The sequence below is a fragment of the Paenibacillus sp. FSL R5-0470 genome, from assembly GCF_037975205.1.
Lineage (GTDB): Bacteria > Bacillota > Bacilli > Paenibacillales > Paenibacillaceae > Paenibacillus_AQ.
Map to the genome: position 1 here is coordinate 2,794,117 of NZ_CP150238.1, position 17,977 is coordinate 2,812,093.

Below are 17,977 nucleotides of genomic sequence, written 5' to 3' on the forward strand. Positions count from 1 at the left end.
TGTAAATTATATAATAGCAATACTTTGAAGGAGGATGTAAAGATGGAAAAGCAGACTAAGTTATTGCTGTTTACGGGTTCCTATGCAAGTGCCACGGAAAGCGGTGTGCAGGTATTTGAATTCGATGGCGAAGCAGGAGGTACGTTAAAATTAATCGACTCGGTTCAGGGTATAACTAACCCCACCTTTGTTAATGTAGATGCTACAGCCCTGCGTTTATATGCCATAGGAGAAAAGCCAAATGGTGAAGGTGGAAAAGAGGGAGAAGTCGTTACCTTTGCTATCGATGCTAAGCGTGGGAAATTGAGCGAATTGAACCGTATAGCCTCAATGCCTGCTTCAGGTAATGGTCAAACGACCACATGCCATATTTCAAGAGATCTAAGCGATGAATACATTGTTGTATGTAGTTATCATGGTGGCAGTGTAGGCTTGATCACATTAGATGAAGAAAAAGTTGCTAATCAACTGGCGGATGTCGCGATTCATTCCGGTCATGGTCACCATCCTGAACGTCAGGATCGCCCGCATCCCCATTCGGCTATTTTCAGTCCGGACGGACAGTATCTGTTTGTTTCTGATCTTGGGCTTGATATTATTCGGTCCTATAAAATCAATAGAGACTTGAACAAACTAGAAGTTCACGGAGATACTGCGCTTCATCCAGGGGCGGGACCTCGTCATTTTACTTTTCATCCAGATGGAAAGTCTGCTTATGTTATAAACGAGGTGGATTCCACGATAACATCGTTTACATATGACAGTGCTACAGGGACTCTTCACACGGTAGATACAATTTCAACTTTGCCTGAGGATTTTAAGGAAGAGAATACTTGCGCTGAAATTGCCACTTCAGTAGATGGAAGATATCTTTACGCTTCTAATCGTGGAGCGGATAACATCGCAGTGTTTGCAGTGGATAACGCTACTGCCAAGCTTACACTAATTGAATATGTATCTACTCGTGGAGGGCATCCACGACACTTCTCATTAACTCCGGATGGGGCTTATCTTATTGTTGCAAATCGTGACGCTAATAACCTGGTTGTGTTCTCTATTGAAGAGACCAGTGGTCGTCTCGTCTTTACAGGAAATACTGCCGAGGTATCTAAGCCGGTGTGTGTGAAGCCTGTGATTTTCCCTGTATAAAAGAAACTCGTTTTGAAGAGTGAATAAGACAATTTAAGAAAATAATAAAGGGAACACCGGAGATGTAGCCCGGTGTTCCCTTTATTATTGAAAATAGGATGAAGAAGTTTAATGAATGTGTGAACTATTTGAGTGAGACGGGCTTAAGAGGTACAATAGTGGATACTGCAGATTTGAAGAGCACATTCTGTCTGCCATCACCTTGACCCTGTAAAGTGATTGTGAATGCATCATACGAGGTTACGACGCCTTGCATTTTTACACCATTTGTTGTAAAAATCGTCACGGGCACCTTTGTGGAAATAAACTGATTCAACAAACGTTCCTGCAATTTTAGACTCTCCACTTTGGCAGCACTCCATCTTTTTGTATATTTATTTCTCTATAATTATAGCACGGGTTATAGCTTCTCAGGAAATGTGATCGACAGGCACAAAATTAGACACGGAGGTATTTATGCTTTATTATCAGAACTGGTCTAGAGGTTTTCGTTATTTTATAGGGTTTGCTGCTTGTTTCGTCGTTATTGCGATTCTAGTTCATATGAATAAGGTATCATCATTTGATAATTATATGATTCATTTTGTTCAATCCGCTGAATCACCTGGACTGACTACATTCGCCAAAGGACTATCTCTGATTGGTTCCTCCAAGGTAGCGATTGGCATATCTATCGTCACGATGGCACTGCTGTATTTTCTGCTGAAACATCGGCTTGAGCTAATTCTGTTCCTATGGGTTGGACTAGGCTCACAGCTATTGAATACACTTATGAAGTTATGGTTTCAAAGGGAGCGTCCAAATTTCAATCGTATTGTCCAAGAGCTCGGTTATAGTTTCCCAAGTGGACATTCCATGGCAGCCTTCTCCCTGTATGGGGTAATTGCCTATTTACTGTGGCGTCATTTGCCGCGAAGAAGTGAAAGAATCCTGTTAATAATATTTGCGGTATTCATGACTGTGGGCATTGGCTGGAGTCGTATTTACCTGGGAGTTCATTATCCTAGCGACGTAATTGGTGGTTATGCTGCAAGTGGCGCGTGGCTGATGTTATCCATCAGTCTATTTGAAGCCTATAAAAAACGGATATCCTCATAAGAAATGAAGATATCCGTTTTTGTGGGGATATTTTAAAATATAAGAATATATATGTTTCACGCTATTCATTATCCTTATATTTCTCGCATAAACACTTACCGTCCTAAATAGGACACCGAAGGCGTTTTTGCTTGAGGGTTCATCACATGATGTTCCGAAGATTTATGATCTTGGAAATGACCCATTTTACTTATTTTTTTCTTCAGCATAGAAGGAAGTCCAGCCTTTAGCTTTTGAGCTTCGTCTTTTGTTAGACGTCCCTCGCTGATGGCTTGATCCAGCCGCTTACTTGCGGATTCGCTGAGCTTTTGAATATATTGATCTTCTGTCCAGCCTTTCTTTTCAAGGGCAAGCTCAGGGAGGGTTTTGCCTGTTTTTAGGCTATTGATTAGCTCCGTACGATCCATCTCAAGCAGCTTGGCTGTTTCGAAAATAATGAAATGTCCGCCGGCTCTGAATTTCCCGTCTTTCCCTGGTGGGGGTCTATGACCTTTTTCCGAAGGCCCAGAATCAGGTGCAGTGGAAGTTACATTCTCAGCTGACACGCTCCGAGTAGGAGCAAGTGCTGGAGACAGACTGAGGAAAAGAACAGCTGTGATGGTCACTAATTTTTTGATGTTGTTATTCATTCACTCACCTCGTATGTTATATGTGATAGGTACTTACTTGAATTAGTATTCCCTGAAAGCTGAAAGAATCATAAGTGAGAGCTTAAATGATCATAAAATTCATCAACATTAGGCTTGGGTAATTAGAGGAATGAGGGATTCGTAGATGTCCATATTGCAGAGTGGGCCAATTTTTAGGGGGGATATTTTTGGCTTTTGGAGCTCGCATATTTAAAACAGGAATGGCAGTCACGCTTGCCTTGTATTTAGCCGAACTGCTACATTTTCCATCTTCTGTGGGCGCTGCGATTGCAGCAATTTTCGCGATGCAGCCATCTATTTATCGCTCTTGGCGTTATTTTCTTGATCAGCTGACAACGACTACAATGGGCGCGGTACTCGCTCTTCTGGGAGGAATGTTGTTATCCAATAGTCCAATTGCGGTTGGGTTGGTCTGCATTCTTGTCATTATGATCAGTATGAAAATTAACCGGGCGGATACTATTAGCCTGACACTGGTCACCGTTATAACAGTGATGGAGGCTTCTGGTGAATGGCAGTTCGCGCTGAATCGGTTCTTATTAACATTGACAGGGATTGTTTCTGCATTTCTAATCAATATTATAGTAGTTCCTCCGAAACCACGGAAACAGTACATCAAGCAAATTGAGAACGTCTTTGCCAGTCTTTCCTTGCTGCTAAGAACGGCTGTATCTCATGAGATGAAGGAAAGTGTGTTTCGTGATGAAAAACTTGCACTGGAATCATCTATTAAATCTTTAGCGGATAAGTACGCTTTGTTTGAGGAAGAGCAGAAACAGCTAAAGAGGGCGAAGTACAGTCAGACTAGACAAATGGTTGTCTATAAGAACCTGTTATCTTCTTTGCAAAAGGGCTTCGATGTTCTTGAGGCTGTGGATCGGCATTATTTTCAAGCGGATCGAAGTGAAGAGACAGATGCATTGTTTGACAGTCATTTGGAGCAGTTAATCAAATATCATCAACTGATCTTACTGAAATTTGAAGATAAACTAAAACCAAACACTAATGAATCGGAACCCTTGGGAGACGAGAATGATGGATTTTTGAATTCAACGATCCTGGGGTATAATGCGGAGAAAATAGGTCAACTACGATTGTATGTTGTAGCCGCAGCTATTTACGATTACGGATATCAATTAGAACGGCTTGATAAAGTGGCAGATCAGATGAATCGTATAGCGACTGAGGAAAAAGAAACGGATCGCGAAGCTTAAAACATAACCTTGTGATGTGCAACATATAAGCTTAAGGATTATGTTCAGGGTGAAACTTATACTTCTTATTTTGTTAATAAGTCCGGTCCCTGAGGGGCCGGATTCATCTATTAAGAGTATCCTCACTTGAAATATCAACCTTCCAAAGGGGATGAAATGTAGTGGAGAATCATGAAATTGAATGGAAAGAGGAACAGCAGCGGGTTGACGGATTGACTAAGCTTTTGTCTGCCCATATCCGACGATTATCTGAGGAGCTCGGACTCCATCGCAGTGATGTGGTGGATATGCGGAAAGACTTCTGGGAAGAGGTAACAGTAAACTTCAGTAGTCCAGATGATTTAGGGGAAACTTCAACAAGTCTGCGCCAACAATCCCAAATCTTGAATGAACGTGAACGCCATCATTTACAGTCGAGCAAGGCTCTAAAAAAATATAAAAAGCTACTCGTCTCTCCTTACTTTGGGCGTATTGACTTTACAGAAGCACCAAATGGAGAAACGGAAAAGATTTATCTGGGGATTGGATCCTTAATGGAGGATGATGGCACCTTCTTGATCTATGACTGGCGGGCGCCTATATCGAGCTTATATTATGACGGAGCTCCTGGCCCAGCAGCTTATGAGACACCTGGTGGACTTGTTTCCGGTACAATGAATCTTAAACGACAGTTTGTGATTTCTGATGGTGTTATTGAAGTTATGTTTGATACTGGGGTAACGATCGGCGACGAGCTTTTGCAGCAAGTGCTTAGCCATAGTGCAGATGATCGAATGAAGAGTATTGTAGCTACCATCCAGAAAGAGCAAAATGCGATTATCCGCAACGACAAAAGCCGAATGCTGGTCGTTCAGGGTGCCGCAGGAAGCGGGAAAACCTCTGCAGCATTGCAGCGGGTTGCTTATCTTTTGTATAAATACCGTGAAGTTCTGCAAGCAGACCAGATGTTGTTGTTCTCACCGAATCCGCTGTTTAATAGCTATGTTTCAACTGTTCTCCCAGAGCTAGGTGAAGAAAATATGCAACAAACCACTTTTCAAATGTATCTTGAGCATCGTTTAGGACATGAATTCCAGCTGGAAGATGTCTTTAGTCAGACGGAAAACCTACTGAATGCCCCTGATGGCCCTGAAGTAGGTATACGCAGAGAAGGCATCGCTTATAAATCATCCGTACCTTTTCTCGATGTGATTCGTCGGTATGCTACGATGCTGGAACATGAGGGCATGCTGTTCAAGCCTTTAATGTTTCAAGGTAGAGCGGTAGTCAGTAAAGAAGAAATGGAACGTCATTTCTATGCCTATGATCCCGCCATTAAGCTTGCGAACCGTGTAGACTTAATGACACGCTGGTTACTGAAGAAGATCGCTGATTTTAGCCATGAGGAAAGAAATGCTTCATGGGTTGAAGATCAAATTGAGCTATTGGACTCCAGTGATTACCATCGTGCATATCAGATGTTACGACGTAAGAAGAAAGCTACACAGGATAGTTTTGATGATTTTGATACTGAAAAAGAAGTGTTATCCCGGTATGTAGTCAGCCAACGCTTAAAACCACTGCGCGGATGGACTAAACGAGGTCGTTTTGTGGATGTTAAGGGGTTGTACAGTACGCTGTTTACGGATCGTGAGCTTATGGAACGCCTAAATGGTGTTAATTCTCTGCCGGAAATCTGGGATGAAATCTGTGAACAAACACTAAAATCTATCGCAGTGAACGAGCTTGCCTACGAAGATGCTACACCATTCCTTTATTTGAAGGAGTTAAGCCAAGGCTTCCGTACCAATACGCTGATTCGTCATGTGATTGTGGATGAAGTACAAGACTACTCACCTTTCCAATTAGAGTTCATGCGCCGTTTGTTTCCAAGGGCGAAAATGACCGTATTGGGTGATTTGAATCAGGCGATCTATGCACAAGGTGAGGTGCTCGGTGATTTGTCTAGTTTGGTAAGCATTTATGGGGAAGAGAATACAGAAGTGATCTCGTTAACCCGAAGCTATCGCTCCACTTTTGAAATTGTAGAATTTACGCGTTCAATGATTCCTGGAGGGGAAAGAATTGTGCCGTTTAATCGACGAGGAGAAGAACCTCAGCTAAGTGTGGTGTCTAGCGAGGATGAGCTTCTGAATGCAGTTGAAATGGATATCCGGAATTTGCAATCCAAGGGGTATCATTATGTGGCTGTCATTTGTAAAACAGCAGAAGAAAGCGCAAGAGTTCATGATGAACTACATAGTAGGCTGCCAGTAAGGCTCGTTACGAAAGAAACGCCGAATTTCCAGAAGGGAACATTGGTGTTACCTGCTTACTTAGCTAAAGGTGTGGAGTTTGATGCTGTTATCATCTACGATGGTTCAGCTGAACGATATGGCAGAGAAAGTGAGCGTAAATTGTTTTATACAGCTTGCACTCGAGCGATGCACTTGCTGCATATTTTTAGCCTAGGAGAACCAAACCGGTTTCTTCCATCTGTAAAAGCGAAGACCATGATTACAAATTCGCTGTAAAGCCCCATCTTCTGATCATAAGATCGTCCTTTCGCATTGGCGGGGGGACGGTCTTTTTATATGTATGAATAAAGAGAGATGAACAAACCACAATATAGAGAGTCGTCGCAAACAATGACAAAGGTGGTCAGTTCATGAAGGAAAGAAAATGGGATCTGCTTGCACTGGCATCCATTCCACTAATTATGACCCTCGGTAACTCCATGCTGCTCCCTATTTTGCCGCAGATTTCTAAAGAACTAGGCATTAGCTCTTTTCAGGTGAGTATGCTGATTACTGTTTATGGATTGATGGCTATCGTGATGATCCCAATTGCAGGGTACCTGTCTGATGCTTATGGACGTAAAAAGGTGATTCTTCCGAGTCTGATCATTGCTGCTATTGGTGGAGCTGTCTGCGTGGTGGCGGCTTGGTTTATGAAGGGCGTTAGCGCCTATTGGGTCATTCTGGCCGGACGTTTATTACAAGGGATAGGTGCGGCTGGTGCTTTTCCTATTGTGCTGCCCTTCGTTGGTGATTTATTCAAGGAAGAAGAGGATGTAAGCAAAAGTCTGGGAATTATTGAAACCTCAAATACCTTTGGTAAAGTACTCAGTCCGATTCTTGGTGCTTATCTTGGAATATGGCTCTGGTTTGCACCTTTTATCGCTATTCCTGTTCTATGTCTAATTTCATTTGCTTTAGTTCTTTTTCTGGTTCGAAAGCCGGAAGCGAAGGAAAAACCTGAGAAACAGGGTATAAGAGAATTTTTATCCGGAATTGTGAGCATTTTGCGAGAAAAGGGACGATGGTTGTATGCTATTTTTGCCATAGGCGGTATCTGTATGTTTGTAACCTTTGGCGTTCAATTCTATTTATCGGAAATGCTGGAATCTAAATTTAATATGCATGGGGCAATGAAGGGATTTGTGCTGGCAATACCATTAGCCTTGTTATGTCTGTCTTCATACGGAACAGGAAAGATCATTGGTCAGAACAAAACGCTAATGAAATGGCTGGGCTTTGGAGGTATGGTGTTACTTACTGCAGCAATGATCTTTGCGGGGTTCAATAAAGGTATTTATTTCTTAGTCGGGTTTATGGGCTTAGGTTGTGTTGGAATCGGGATTGTGCTTCCTTGTATGGATGCTTTGATCACGGAGGGAATTGAGAAAGAAAATAGCGGCACGATAACCGCTCTCTATAGCAGTATGAGGTTTATAGGGGTAGCCGCAGGACCGCCAGTGGTATCGCTGCTGTTAAGCAGTGGTCATTGGGTATTATTCGCTTTGATGGCTACAGTCGGCGCAATTGGTGGATTGCTGACCTTATTTGCAGTAACGCCAAGCAAGGGGAGCAAGGGAGAATCTGACGTGAAAGAAACGGAGCAGGTAGATGCGCGACTCTTGTCAAAGCGTGTTCGTCAGACTTCTGCAAGGACTTTAGATGGAAAAAAGAGCTATCCTTAAGCTGCGTTGCCGTAGCTTGCGGGATAGCCCTTTGATAAAAGAATGAAAGACAATCTTATGCTTGTGGTACGGATTCCCAATCCTTCAGGAAGCGTTCGATACCGTTATCTGTCAGCGGATGCTTCCAGAGGGTAGGCAGGAGCGAACCTGGGATGGTAGCAATGTGAGCACCAGCAAGAGCGGCTTGCTCAACATGCGCAATGTTACGGATGGATGCTGCAATAATTTCGGAAGTCATACCGTAGTTAGTTAGGATGGTCTTCAGATCCTTGATCAGCTTCATTCCGTCAACACCGATATCATCCAGACGTCCTACGAAAGGAGAAATATAACTTGCGCCTGCTTTTGCAGCCATTAAGCCTTGAGCCGCTGAGAAGACAAGCGTTACGTTAGTTTTGATACCTTTTTTTGTAAGCTCATAACAAGCTTCCAAGCCATCTTCAGTCATAGGGAGTTTAATGACAACGTTTGGAGCCCACTCAGCAATTTCATATGCTTCTTTAAGCATTTCTTCTGCTGTAAGTCCGATTACTTCTGCACTTACTGGACCTGGAACGATTGCTACGATTTCTTTGATAACATCTTTAAACAATCTTCCTTCTTTAGCGATGAGCGACGGGTTAGTCGTTACGCCATCCACTAATCCGAGGCGAGTAATACGTTTGATCTCTTCAATATTTCCGGTGTCCAAGAAAAACTTCATTTTAAGTTTCCTCCCTTGATTTCCATATGGATTGACAAACAATATTCATATTTTCATTATGAGACATGTCAAACGAAGTTTCAACTGTTATTTTGAATATTTCAAAATAACTTTATAGATTGAATATCGCTTACACTTGTTATAGTGTTGATAATATAGGATTGGTCTATGCAGTTATCCATGATAATATATAATCGGTATTGTTATTATGGAGTATTGGGTGGGACGTGATGAAATGTACTCGATATTAGTTATTTTGCTTGTGCTCGTGTTGTCAGTTGCCGGATTCTTGGCCTACCAGAACAGCAAATTGGTATCTAATCAGAAAAAATTAGGAACTTTATCACGCAATCCTTCACTAATGTATTCTATCTTTGACCAATCTTGCGCTGCTAGTGTGGAAGACCCAGACGTAATTCCTTTAGTTCAATACACAGTTTTTGTGGAGTCCAGCGGGCAGGCAGTTGTGAATAAGCCTTTAGCAATCATTAATCTTTGTAGAGTAAGTGCGGGTAGAGGAAATCTAGTTCTCGCTGATGTCGAACGCAGTGTGCTGGAGCACATTAAATTGGCAGCCCCCTCAGATGCTTTCATTGAGCATAAAGCTTACTTACATAGGGCTGCTAACCACGCTGAAAAAGAGATGATCCTAAACTTAGAGGATGTAGTGAAATTACAATATACATAAGACAGAATGAAGAATATTGATTTTTTTGGCTGCAAGAAGGATAATACGAATTTGGATACAAGAAAAGAGGGAAATAGAGTGTCGCCCGTAACAGAAGTCAATTTTGAAGTAGTTGATCCAGAGAACGCTGATTTAAGAGAACTTATTACGTTTCTGGATGAGGAACTGAAGATGCGTTATCCGCATGAGACGATCTATGTTGTTGATTTCGAGGATCCCAAAGTAAAAGAAATGACTTTCATAGTAGCCTACTTAAACGGAAAACCAGTGGGATGTGGTGGGCTTCGTCCACTGGATTATATCGGAATAGAGATCGCAACGATGGAGTTGAAGCGCTTTTATGTAGATTCTAGTTATCGTAAAATGGGCATAGCTACAAATATGCTGTTATTCCTTGAAGAACAAGCATTAGCGGCGGGGTTTAAGGAGATCCGATTGGAGACCGGAATTAAGCAGCCAGAAGCGATTGCGCTTTACGTCAAGCATGGCTACCAACCGATTGATTTATTTGGACCCTACATAGGTGATCCGGATAGTCTCTGTTACGGCAAAATACTATAAAACTTTATAATGGATAACATGGGGGTATTAAAATGAGTATCAACGTTAAACAACTAGCAGCTGAAAAAGCAGTGGAATATGTAGAAGATGGAATGAAGGTAGGTCTGGGTACGGGATCAACTGCCTACTGGGCAATCCGCAAGCTCGGTGAACGCGTCAGTGAAGGCTTGAAAATTACCGCAGTAGCTACTTCACGCGCTTCCGAAGAGCAAGCACGAGAGCTGGGAATTCCACTGGTAGCTTTTGGTGATATTGATAGTCTGGACTTAACCATTGACGGAGCGGACGAGCTAGACAGCAGTCTGCAACTAATTAAAGGCGGCGGCGGTGCTTTGCTTCGTGAGAAGATTGTAGCTAGTAATAGTACCCGAATGATTGTGATTGCCGATGAAGGTAAAGTTGTAAACACGCTAGGCAAATTTCCGTTGCCGGTGGAAATCGTTCCTTTCGCCTGGGAATGGACTGTGGCAGAGCTTGCCAAACTGGGTTGCCAACCTGAATTGCGTCGCAGCGGAGAAGAGTTGTATAAGACGGATAATGGCAATTACATTGCGGACTGCCGATTTGAAGCGATAGAAGCTGCACCGAAGCTAGCACTGACTATCCAAAACATCCCGGGTGTTGTAGATCACGGCCTATTTATTGGAATTGCAGCGATGGCGATCGTAGGTAAACTTGATGGAACTATCGAAATTATTGAAGCTCAACCTAAGAATTGATTAACCGCAGACATAAAGAAACTTACCGTTCATGGCCGCTAAAAGGATTGACACGGGTAGTGCTAACTCTGTATAGTGCTACTGTTATCTATTGGATGTTTATCGGATTTGGACGTGAGGTACATACCGGAGGTCCTCTTCAGTATAATCTGGTTCCATTTCGCACGGTGTCACTTTATTTCAACTTGGATAACGGTTTATCACTTATCAATCGGCTAGTAAATCTGCTAGGAAATGTTGTAGTTTTTATTCCATTTGGTTTTCTTTCGCCATTAGTAAAGATACGTCCTGTTTCTTGGCTTAGAATCTCGCTATATGCTGTCCCTTGTATTCTGCTTTTGGAGTGCTTGCAAATGCTGCTGCATGTGGGAAGCTTCGATATTGATGATTTACTATTAAACATGCTGGGTGTGTGGACAGGCTACGGATTGTTTCGAGTGATTAGCTGTAAAAGGAACAAAGAAGGAGAAATGTGAAGAATGTTGATTGATCTTAAACCCCTCATTGGTACATCTGAGGTGAATGAGCTGCTGACCTATGCGGTCATAGATGATCCGAATGCTCTAAAGCAGACTTCGTCTGAGTATAGCGAACAAGCCGGGCTAAAGTTATATGGCTGGGAAGAGGAAGAATTACTGCTTGGTCTTGTAGGCTTTGAAGAAACAGAAGATGGTTCCTTGGATATTCGGCATATTGCTGTATTGCCAGAGAACAGAGGAAAAGGTTATGCACGAGGGATGATTCTGGAGCTGCTTACTACGCGTCAGCCGCGTTATCTGGTAGCTGAAACAGAGGATGAGATTGCTGCAGATTTCTACCGTAGTCTTGGGTTCATGGTGTACAGCCTCGGCGAAAATGCAGCAGGCATTGAAACGCTGAGATGTGTTTATGAAGTAGAAGAGATCGAGGATGAGGAATAAACAATTTTTAGAAGACATACAATGGCAGGTCGAGATGAAATCTCGGCCTGTTTTTTTGTTGGGTCACCTTAAATTGTTCCTTAGAATTGTAAAGTTGACTTTTGAAATAAATGGGATTATAGTTTGACAATGAAACTGTTCTACAGTTGAACTATATTTGGAGGTAGGAAGCTTTGGAAGATGAAGTTCAGCATTGGATTAACCGTTATATGGATGCTTATATGATGGTGACTAGACAAGTAGCCGCAAGAATTAAAGATAGCATTGCTGCAGATACAACGAATGATCAGTATCAAATTCTGCGTCTGATTAATGCTCAGGAACAATGTACATCTACATATCTAGCAGAAACTTTTTGCGTGGGTAAAAGCTCCATTACAGCAATAATCAACAGACTGGTGCAAGCGGGCATTATTGAGCGCACTCGTGACGAGAATGATCGTCGTCAGGTGTATTTATCGATGTCAGAGCATGGTAAAAGAGTATTTGAAGCAGCTGAGTCGCAAGTACATGAAGTAGTGGCCCCGTATTTGTTTCATTTTGAAAAGAAGGATATTGAGACGTTCATCATGATGTTTGAGAAACTGGCAAGTCTAATTCAGAATGATAATGGAGGGAAGAGCCAATGAAGACGATTCTAAAAGCAAGATGGGCGGTTATCGCAATCTGGCTCGCTGTAGCGGTGGTGCTAGTGATGACGGCCCCGTCTTTCTCTGATCTTGTCCGTGAGAAGGGGCAGGTTACGGTTCCAGAGGGATACCCTTCATCTAGAGCAGCAGAAATCATGAAGGAAGCGTCAAGTGACAAGGGAGGCGAATCACTCCATCAAGTAGCCCTTGTGTTCAATAACCCGAAGGGAATCGGAGCGGAAGAAACAGCAAGTATTCAACAAGGCGTTGAGAAGCTGGCTGCAAATAAGGAAGCTCTGCAGTTAGATTCCATCACCGATCCTTTTTCACAAAGTGAGCTTAAAGATACACTGATTGCCAAAGATGGCAAGACTATTATGGTGGCGTTGTCCGTAAAAGGTGAAGGAGAGGCTGTTACTGCGCTGCCAGATAAAGTGGATGAGATGCTCTCAGGTGTTAAAGCAGATCATTATTTGACCAGTGAAGGTCTGATTACAGAGGATATGATTGCAAGCTCAGAAGCAGGGCTAAAGAAGTCGGAGTATATTACAGTTGTCTTTATCCTACTTATTCTATTTGTTGTGTTTCGTTCGTTCGTAGCGCCTTTTGTACCGCTGCTGACCGTGGGTATCAGCTATATTGTATCCCAATCTGTCGTGGCTTTTTTGGTGGATCGTTATGATTTTCCTTTATCAACGTTTACTCAAATCTTTATGGTTGCGGTCATGTTCGGGATCGGTACGGATTATTGTATTCTGCTGATCAGTCGCTTTAAAGAAGAATTGATGACCGCAGAAGATACTAAAAGTGCAATCATTGCAACTTATCGAAAAGCTGGAGGAACGGTGTTCTATTCGGGCTTAGCGGTATTTGTAGGTTTTGTAGCGATTGGGTTATCGAAATTTATCCTTTATCGTTCAGCAGTAGCTGTTGCAGTTGGTATTGCAGTTATGCTATTGGCACTTGTGACGATTGTTCCATTCTTTATGGCTGTTCTAGGCAAAAAGCTATTCTGGCCCTCCCGTGGCAAGCTGGAGCATAGTGAGAGCCGTATTTGGGGATGGGCAGGTTCTTTTTCTTTAAAAAGACCGTGGGCCGCACTTCTAATCGTTGCAGTAATCGTATCCCCATTTCTAGTTACCTATAGCGGTAAGCTGTCCTTTAACAGCTTGGAGGAAATTGGCTCGGAATATGCTTCGGTAAAAGGTTTTAATATTATTTCGGAGAGCTTCGGACCAGGTGAATCGATGCCTGGCAAGGTCGTTATCAAGAATGATGATCGTATGGACAATTCAGAATATCTGGGACTTGCGGAGAAAATTAGCCGCGAGCTGGAAAAAGTGGATAGTGTAAAATCTGTTCGGAGCATGTCACGTCCAACAGGTGAGCTGATTAGTGATTTCTTGATTCCGAATCAGGTCGGTACACTTTCTGATGGACTGGACCAGAGTAACGAAGGTCTGACCAAGATTCAGACCGGCTTGTCAGAAGCTAGTAAACAGCTTAGCGATAATGCTCCTAAACTTACAGAAGCTGTTGCAGGGAGTGCTAAGCTGACAGAGGGCACAGCGGATCTCAAAGACGGAATTGTTGCTTTAGGCGCTGGGCTCACCCAGATTGAGAGCGGGATTAAGAGTGGCTCAGCGGGTGCAGGAGAGATCAAATCCGGTCTTCAGCAGGCAGCAACAAGTGCTAAACAGTTAGCAGATGCAAATGCGAAGTTACTTGAGGGCTATAAAAAAATCGGTGGAGGCTTAACCCAGCTGGATGAAGGACTCGGGCAGCTTCCGAAGCAGTTACAAGGTGTTGCAGAGGCATTGAAAGGACTGGACGGTTCCTTCGCTGGCCTAGAGAGCAGTTATCCGGAAATTGTTCAGGATGTAAATTATTTGACGATCAAAGGTACAGTAGCACAAAGTGGTACGGGTGCAGCGCAGCTAGCAGCCGGTCTTGGTCAGGTTTCAGAACAGCTTAAAGGTGCAGCTACTGGCTTAAATGAAGCGAATGCCGGTTATGCCAAAGCTGCGGCTGGGCAAACCGCGCTCGCGCAAGGTTTAGCTAAGCTTGTAGCTGGACTCGGTCAACTGCAATCTGGACTCGATCAGGCGGCAACAGGTCAAGGACAGATCGTAGAAAAGATTCCATCTATCACAAGTGGTCTTGATCAATTGCAAGGCGGACAGAAGCAGCTTGCAGATGGTTTTGGTGAATTGACAGGTCAGATTGGAGCCTTAACCACTGGACTAAGCGATAGTGCTGATGGATTGAAACAAATTACAAGCGGTCTGGGCTCGGCACAAGAATACTTGAATCAGATTCAAGCGGCTAAGGATGAAGAGCTGAGCGGATTCTTCGTACCGGCTGAGGCACTTAAAGCTGAAGGTATAAAGCAGGTATTTGACACGTACTTATCTGATGACCGTAAGGTGATGACATTGGACGTGGTATTCACCGAGAATCCTTACAGCTCAGAGGCTATAGATAGTGTGGGTGATATTCAAGCAGCAGTAGATCGTGCAGTTAAAGGTACGAAGCTTGAAAATGCTGAAAAAGCTATTAGCGGGGTTACAAGTAGTCAAAGCGATTTGCGGAATATTTCCAATGAAGACTATACGCGTACAGTAATCTTGATGTTGAGCGGTATTTTCATCATATTAGTGTTGCTGCTTCGCTCAATCGTAATGCCGATTTACCTTATCATTTCACTTTTGATCACTTACTTTTCAGCGTTGGGCGTTACAGAGGCTATTTTCGTTAATCTTCTGCACTATGAAGGGATTACCTGGACGACGCCATTCTTTAGTTTTGTTATGCTGATTGCACTAGGTGTGGATTATAGCATTTTCTTAATGGCCCGGTTTAACGAAAATAAAACATGGGACGTAAAAGAAGCGATTCTACACGCTATGCGCAATATGGGTACAGTTATCCTTTCAGCTGTAGTTATTCTGGGTGGTACCTTCGCTTCGATGTATCCTTCTGGGGTATTGTCGATGATGCAGATTGCTACAGTGGTACTCGTAGGATTGGCCTTGTATGCTTTAATCTTCCTGCCGTTCTTTGTCCCTGTTATGGTACGGATCTTCGGCCGAGGAAATTGGTGGCCATTTTCGGTTAAACAGAGCGGAGAAGCTAACAAGCAGGATTTAAATATGTAAATGGGACTATACCCCATTTATGAATCAGAAGTCATAACAAGTTGTTTTTTGCAGCCAGCCACCGATATATTTATCGGTGGCTGGCTTTTTATTCGAGTAGAATGAATCGTTTCGATGGGGCATTATTAGCGGGGAGAACTACTAATCCGTTCAATTGTCATGGGTCTTTTATCCATTGACGTCTGGTTCTTTAGGTTATTGTTATTATGTTTTTAGAAAATTATAATAACACTGGATTCGTTTTCAAAGTCTCCAAATTACAACTAGAAAGCGAGATGATGAATGATGAAAGTAAGCATGAAGAACAGCAGTATCGCAAAGAAGGTTGCTCCATTTGTTATTACAGCGGGGGTTATTGCCGGAGTAGGACTTATCGATACCGATAAAGCGCTAGGACACGGTTATGTATCTGAACCAGCAAGTCGTGCGAAGCTTGGTGCAGCGAATAATGTGGGTTCTGTTCAATATGAGCCACAGAGTCTAGAGGCACCAAAGGGTTTCCCATTGGCGGGTCCTGCGGACGGGAAGATTGCATCTGCTGGTGGCATGTTCGGAGGAATTCTGGATCAACAATCAAGTGATCGCTGGATTAAGCACGATATGGTTGGCGGAGTCAATGACATCACTTGGTATCATACAGCACAACATAGAACAACAAAATGGCATTACTATATTACGAAAAAAGGTTGGAATCCTAATACGCCAATTAAACGTTCCGATTTAGAGCTTATTGGAACTTTTGAAAATGGCGGTAAACAGCCTGAGCGTTCTGTGACGCACAAAGTAAATGTCCCAACTGACCGCAGTGGATACCATGTTATTTTGGCGGTGTGGGATATTGATGATACAGCGAATGCCTTCTACCAAGTCATTGATGTGAATCTAAAGAACGGTGAATCAGGACCTGGGGTACAACCAGACACGGAGAAGCCGTCAACAGTAACGGGGTTACACACGATGAGTGTAGAATCGAGCAGTGTAGATCTTATGTGGAATGCTGCAACAGATAACGTAGGCGTAGATCATTACATGATTTATCGCGGGGATAGCGTCGGTATAGCGAAACAAATCGGAACATCCTCAACAACGAGCTTTAAAGACATTACTGTAGAAGCAGGCAAAATTTATACATATTATATTGTTGCGGTAGATCGTGCAGGAAACACGTCAGGCTCAAGTAATATTATTGTTGTTAGCACACCAAACCCGGAAGTGGTTATACCTCCAGTGGAAACACCAGATACTGTGAAGCCTTCGATGGTTGAGGGGCTGCATACCATGTCAGTGAAGCACAATAGTGTTAATCTGATGTGGAACTCTGCCCAAGATAATGTAGGTGTTGATCATTATGTTGTGTATCGAGAGGGTGTTGAATTGACCCAAACTAAGGGAACTTCCTTTACGGATTTATCGGTGCAAGCTTCCACTACGTACAATTATCATGTGAGAGCTGTAGACGCTGCTGGTAATATTTCAGACAAGAGCTCTTTGTATACAGTCACAACCCTTGTGAAACCTGTATTACCAGATGTAGCAGCTTGGAATGCAACCGGGTTGTACATTGTAGGAACAAAAGTTGAATACAAGGGTAACGTTTATGAAGCTCGAGTGACATTTAGAAGTTTCGGTGATACCAACTGGAATCCGGAGTCGGCATTATCGCTTTGGAAATTAGTGACGAACTAATAACATCGTTTACCCCCCAATTTATTATAAAAAAACGGAGATCATTTCTGATAATCAGAAGTGATCTCCGTTTTTTGGGTTAAGGAGTCGTCAAGTTTATTTCATCTTGGCGAAAAAGCTGCGCAACGCCCAACCGCGCTCCTGCCGTTTTTTATATTTAGGCAGTGAACGATAAACAGCGGTGGATTCTTCGAAAGCTCGTTTCGCATCCTCTGATCTGCCAAGCGCTTTATACATCGAGCCAGCCAGATAATACGCCTCAGAAGAAGAAGACTGGATTTCTTGATACTGAGTAACGTAATGTAATGCTTTATCATGATTCGTATGGCGGAAAGTTTCCGCTAACCAAAGATATGGCTGTCCATATCGAGCCTTACGGTTGATCTCCAGACCACGAAGCATTTGTGCTTCGCCTTCCTCCAAAGCGCCTAGCTTAAGATTCACATGTCCGAGTTCTACCCAATATTCAGCAGATTGTTCATAACGGTCCTCGATTTGCAGTAGGAGATCCTTCGCTTCCCTGTATTTTTTACGTTCTGCCAAACTCCGCGCTAAATCAAATTTGGATGAAACATCATTAGGATTTAAAGAAATGGTTGTACGTAACTTGGAAATTTGACGCATTCTTTTGAAGGGCTTTGTAATGCTGGGGAAGATGCCCACATATCGCCGATCCAAGAAATACAAGATAAGAAGCAGGATGAATATAGCCAGAAAAGGGTTGCCCACTAATCTGAAGAGCAGTAAAACACCTATAAATTTAAGCATAACTTCCCTCCATAATCATTTGGTTCCGGTATTGCGATTGAAAAGAGTAGATCCAAGGCAGCGTAATTATAAC

17 protein-coding genes are annotated in these 17,977 nt (G+C 42.9%); 13 read left to right on the forward strand and 4 right to left on the reverse strand.

Annotation, left to right across the window (positions count from 1 at the left end):
* Positions 1-42 precede the first annotated feature (42 nt).
* Positions 43-1,149, forward strand: a complete 1,107-nt coding sequence (locus MKY99_RS12085) for a lactonase family protein (protein ID WP_339270691.1) — start codon at positions 43-45, stop codon at positions 1,147-1,149.
* Positions 1,150-1,273: 124 nt separating this feature from the next.
* Here MKY99_RS12085 and hfq read toward each other — a convergent pair whose 3' ends face one another.
* On the reverse strand, positions 1,274-1,495 hold the full coding sequence (hfq, locus tag MKY99_RS12090) for an RNA chaperone Hfq (protein ID WP_042126951.1): 222 nt from the start codon (positions 1,493-1,495) through the stop codon (positions 1,274-1,276).
* A 110-nt stretch (positions 1,496-1,605) separates the two neighbouring features.
* On the opposite strand from hfq, the gene MKY99_RS12095 reads away from it, so the two are divergent.
* Positions 1,606-2,247, forward strand: coding sequence for a phosphatase PAP2 family protein (locus tag MKY99_RS12095; protein WP_339270693.1), 642 nt, complete (start codon positions 1,606-1,608; stop codon positions 2,245-2,247).
* A gap of 95 nt (positions 2,248-2,342) precedes the next feature.
* On the opposite strand, the gene MKY99_RS12100 is transcribed toward MKY99_RS12095, so the two are convergent.
* On the reverse strand, positions 2,343-2,876 hold the full coding sequence (locus MKY99_RS12100) for a hypothetical protein (protein WP_076282886.1): 534 nt from the start codon (positions 2,874-2,876) through the stop codon (positions 2,343-2,345).
* 188 nt (positions 2,877-3,064) lie between these two features.
* Here MKY99_RS12100 and MKY99_RS12105 point away from each other — a divergent pair, with 188 nt between their 5' ends.
* The 3 genes from MKY99_RS12105 to MKY99_RS12115 all read left to right on the forward strand — a co-directional run bounded on the left by MKY99_RS12105 (position 3,065) and on the right by MKY99_RS12115 (position 8,072).
* Positions 3,065-4,111, forward strand: a complete 1,047-nt coding sequence (locus MKY99_RS12105) for an aromatic acid exporter family protein (RefSeq protein WP_042187452.1) — start codon at positions 3,065-3,067, stop codon at positions 4,109-4,111.
* Positions 4,112-4,272: 161 nt separating this feature from the next.
* Positions 4,273-6,624 carry an RNA polymerase recycling motor HelD gene (helD, locus tag MKY99_RS12110; RefSeq protein WP_339270696.1) on the forward strand — a complete coding sequence of 784 codons (2,352 nt, stop codon included), beginning with the start codon at positions 4,273-4,275 and terminating at the stop codon, positions 6,622-6,624.
* Positions 6,625-6,758: 134 nt separating this feature from the next.
* A complete protein-coding gene (locus MKY99_RS12115; protein WP_339270698.1) occupies positions 6,759-8,072 on the forward strand; it encodes an MFS transporter in 1,314 nt (437 codons plus the stop codon).
* Positions 8,073-8,127: 55 nt separating this feature from the next.
* On the opposite strand, the gene fsa is transcribed toward MKY99_RS12115, so the two are convergent.
* Positions 8,128-8,775: a fructose-6-phosphate aldolase gene (gene fsa / locus MKY99_RS12120; protein WP_339270700.1), complete on the reverse strand. Its 648-nt coding sequence runs from the start codon at positions 8,773-8,775 to the stop codon at positions 8,128-8,130.
* A gap of 235 nt (positions 8,776-9,010) precedes the next feature.
* Between fsa and MKY99_RS12125 the strand changes: the two genes are divergently transcribed.
* The 8 genes from MKY99_RS12125 to MKY99_RS12160 all read left to right on the forward strand — a co-directional run bounded on the left by MKY99_RS12125 (position 9,011) and on the right by MKY99_RS12160 (position 17,136).
* Positions 9,011-9,463 (forward strand): hypothetical protein, encoded by a 453-nt coding sequence (locus tag MKY99_RS12125; RefSeq protein ID WP_143759423.1) that lies wholly within the window; start codon positions 9,011-9,013, stop codon positions 9,461-9,463.
* A gap of 78 nt (positions 9,464-9,541) precedes the next feature.
* Entirely contained in the window at positions 9,542-10,024 is a 483-nt protein-coding gene (locus MKY99_RS12130) for a GNAT family N-acetyltransferase (RefSeq protein WP_339270703.1), read from the forward strand.
* A gap of 38 nt (positions 10,025-10,062) precedes the next feature.
* On the forward strand, positions 10,063-10,743 hold the full coding sequence (rpiA, locus tag MKY99_RS12135; protein ID WP_143764014.1) for a ribose-5-phosphate isomerase RpiA: 681 nt from the start codon (positions 10,063-10,065) through the stop codon (positions 10,741-10,743).
* Positions 10,740-11,219 (forward strand): VanZ family protein, encoded by a 480-nt coding sequence (locus MKY99_RS12140; protein ID WP_339270705.1) that lies wholly within the window; start codon positions 10,740-10,742, stop codon positions 11,217-11,219. Before rpiA ends, MKY99_RS12140 begins: the two co-directional genes overlap by 4 nt.
* A 3-nt stretch (positions 11,220-11,222) precedes the next feature.
* Positions 11,223-11,663 carry a GNAT family N-acetyltransferase gene (locus tag MKY99_RS12145; protein WP_076299436.1) on the forward strand — a complete coding sequence of 147 codons (441 nt, stop codon included), beginning with the start codon at positions 11,223-11,225 and terminating at the stop codon, positions 11,661-11,663.
* A gap of 173 nt (positions 11,664-11,836) precedes the next feature.
* Complete coding sequence (locus MKY99_RS12150; protein ID WP_076282879.1) at positions 11,837-12,292, forward strand: MarR family transcriptional regulator; 456 nt, start codon at positions 11,837-11,839, stop codon at positions 12,290-12,292.
* Positions 12,289-15,450 (forward strand): MMPL family transporter, encoded by a 3,162-nt coding sequence (locus tag MKY99_RS12155; protein WP_339270708.1) that lies wholly within the window; start codon positions 12,289-12,291, stop codon positions 15,448-15,450. The genes MKY99_RS12150 and MKY99_RS12155 overlap by 4 nt, the downstream gene beginning before the upstream one ends.
* 297 nt (positions 15,451-15,747) lie before the next feature.
* Positions 15,748-17,136 (forward strand): lytic polysaccharide monooxygenase, encoded by a 1,389-nt coding sequence (locus MKY99_RS12160; protein ID WP_339270710.1) that lies wholly within the window; start codon positions 15,748-15,750, stop codon positions 17,134-17,136.
* Between the two features lie 96 nt (positions 17,137-17,232).
* On the opposite strand, the gene MKY99_RS12165 is transcribed toward MKY99_RS12160, so the two are convergent.
* Positions 17,233-17,904: a tetratricopeptide repeat protein gene (locus MKY99_RS12165; protein WP_149644218.1), complete on the reverse strand. Its 672-nt coding sequence runs from the start codon at positions 17,902-17,904 to the stop codon at positions 17,233-17,235.
* Between the last annotated feature and the right edge of the window lie 73 nt (positions 17,905-17,977).

Bases quoted from the DNA above. Each gene is read 5' to 3' on its own strand.
- MKY99_RS12085 (WP_339270691.1), top strand. From the start codon at position 43: ATGGAAAAGCAGACTAAGTTATTGCTGTTTACGGGTTCCTATGCAAGT.
- MKY99_RS12095 (WP_339270693.1), top strand. From the start codon at position 1,606: ATGCTTTATTATCAGAACTGGTCTAGAGGTTTTCGTTATTTTATAGGG.
- MKY99_RS12100 (WP_076282886.1), bottom strand. From the start codon at position 2,876: ATGAATAACAACATCAAAAAATTAGTGACCATCACAGCTGTTCTTTTC.
- MKY99_RS12115 (WP_339270698.1), top strand. From the start codon at position 6,759: ATGAAGGAAAGAAAATGGGATCTGCTTGCACTGGCATCCATTCCACTA.
- fsa (WP_339270700.1), bottom strand. From the start codon at position 8,775: ATGAAGTTTTTCTTGGACACCGGAAATATTGAAGAGATCAAACGTATT.
- MKY99_RS12125 (WP_143759423.1), top strand. From the start codon at position 9,011: ATGTACTCGATATTAGTTATTTTGCTTGTGCTCGTGTTGTCAGTTGCC.
- MKY99_RS12145 (WP_076299436.1), top strand. From the start codon at position 11,223: ATGTTGATTGATCTTAAACCCCTCATTGGTACATCTGAGGTGAATGAG.
- MKY99_RS12155 (WP_339270708.1), top strand. From the start codon at position 12,289: ATGAAGACGATTCTAAAAGCAAGATGGGCGGTTATCGCAATCTGGCTC.
- MKY99_RS12160 (WP_339270710.1), top strand. From the start codon at position 15,748: ATGAAGAACAGCAGTATCGCAAAGAAGGTTGCTCCATTTGTTATTACA.
- MKY99_RS12165 (WP_149644218.1), bottom strand. From the start codon at position 17,904: ATGCTTAAATTTATAGGTGTTTTACTGCTCTTCAGATTAGTGGGCAAC.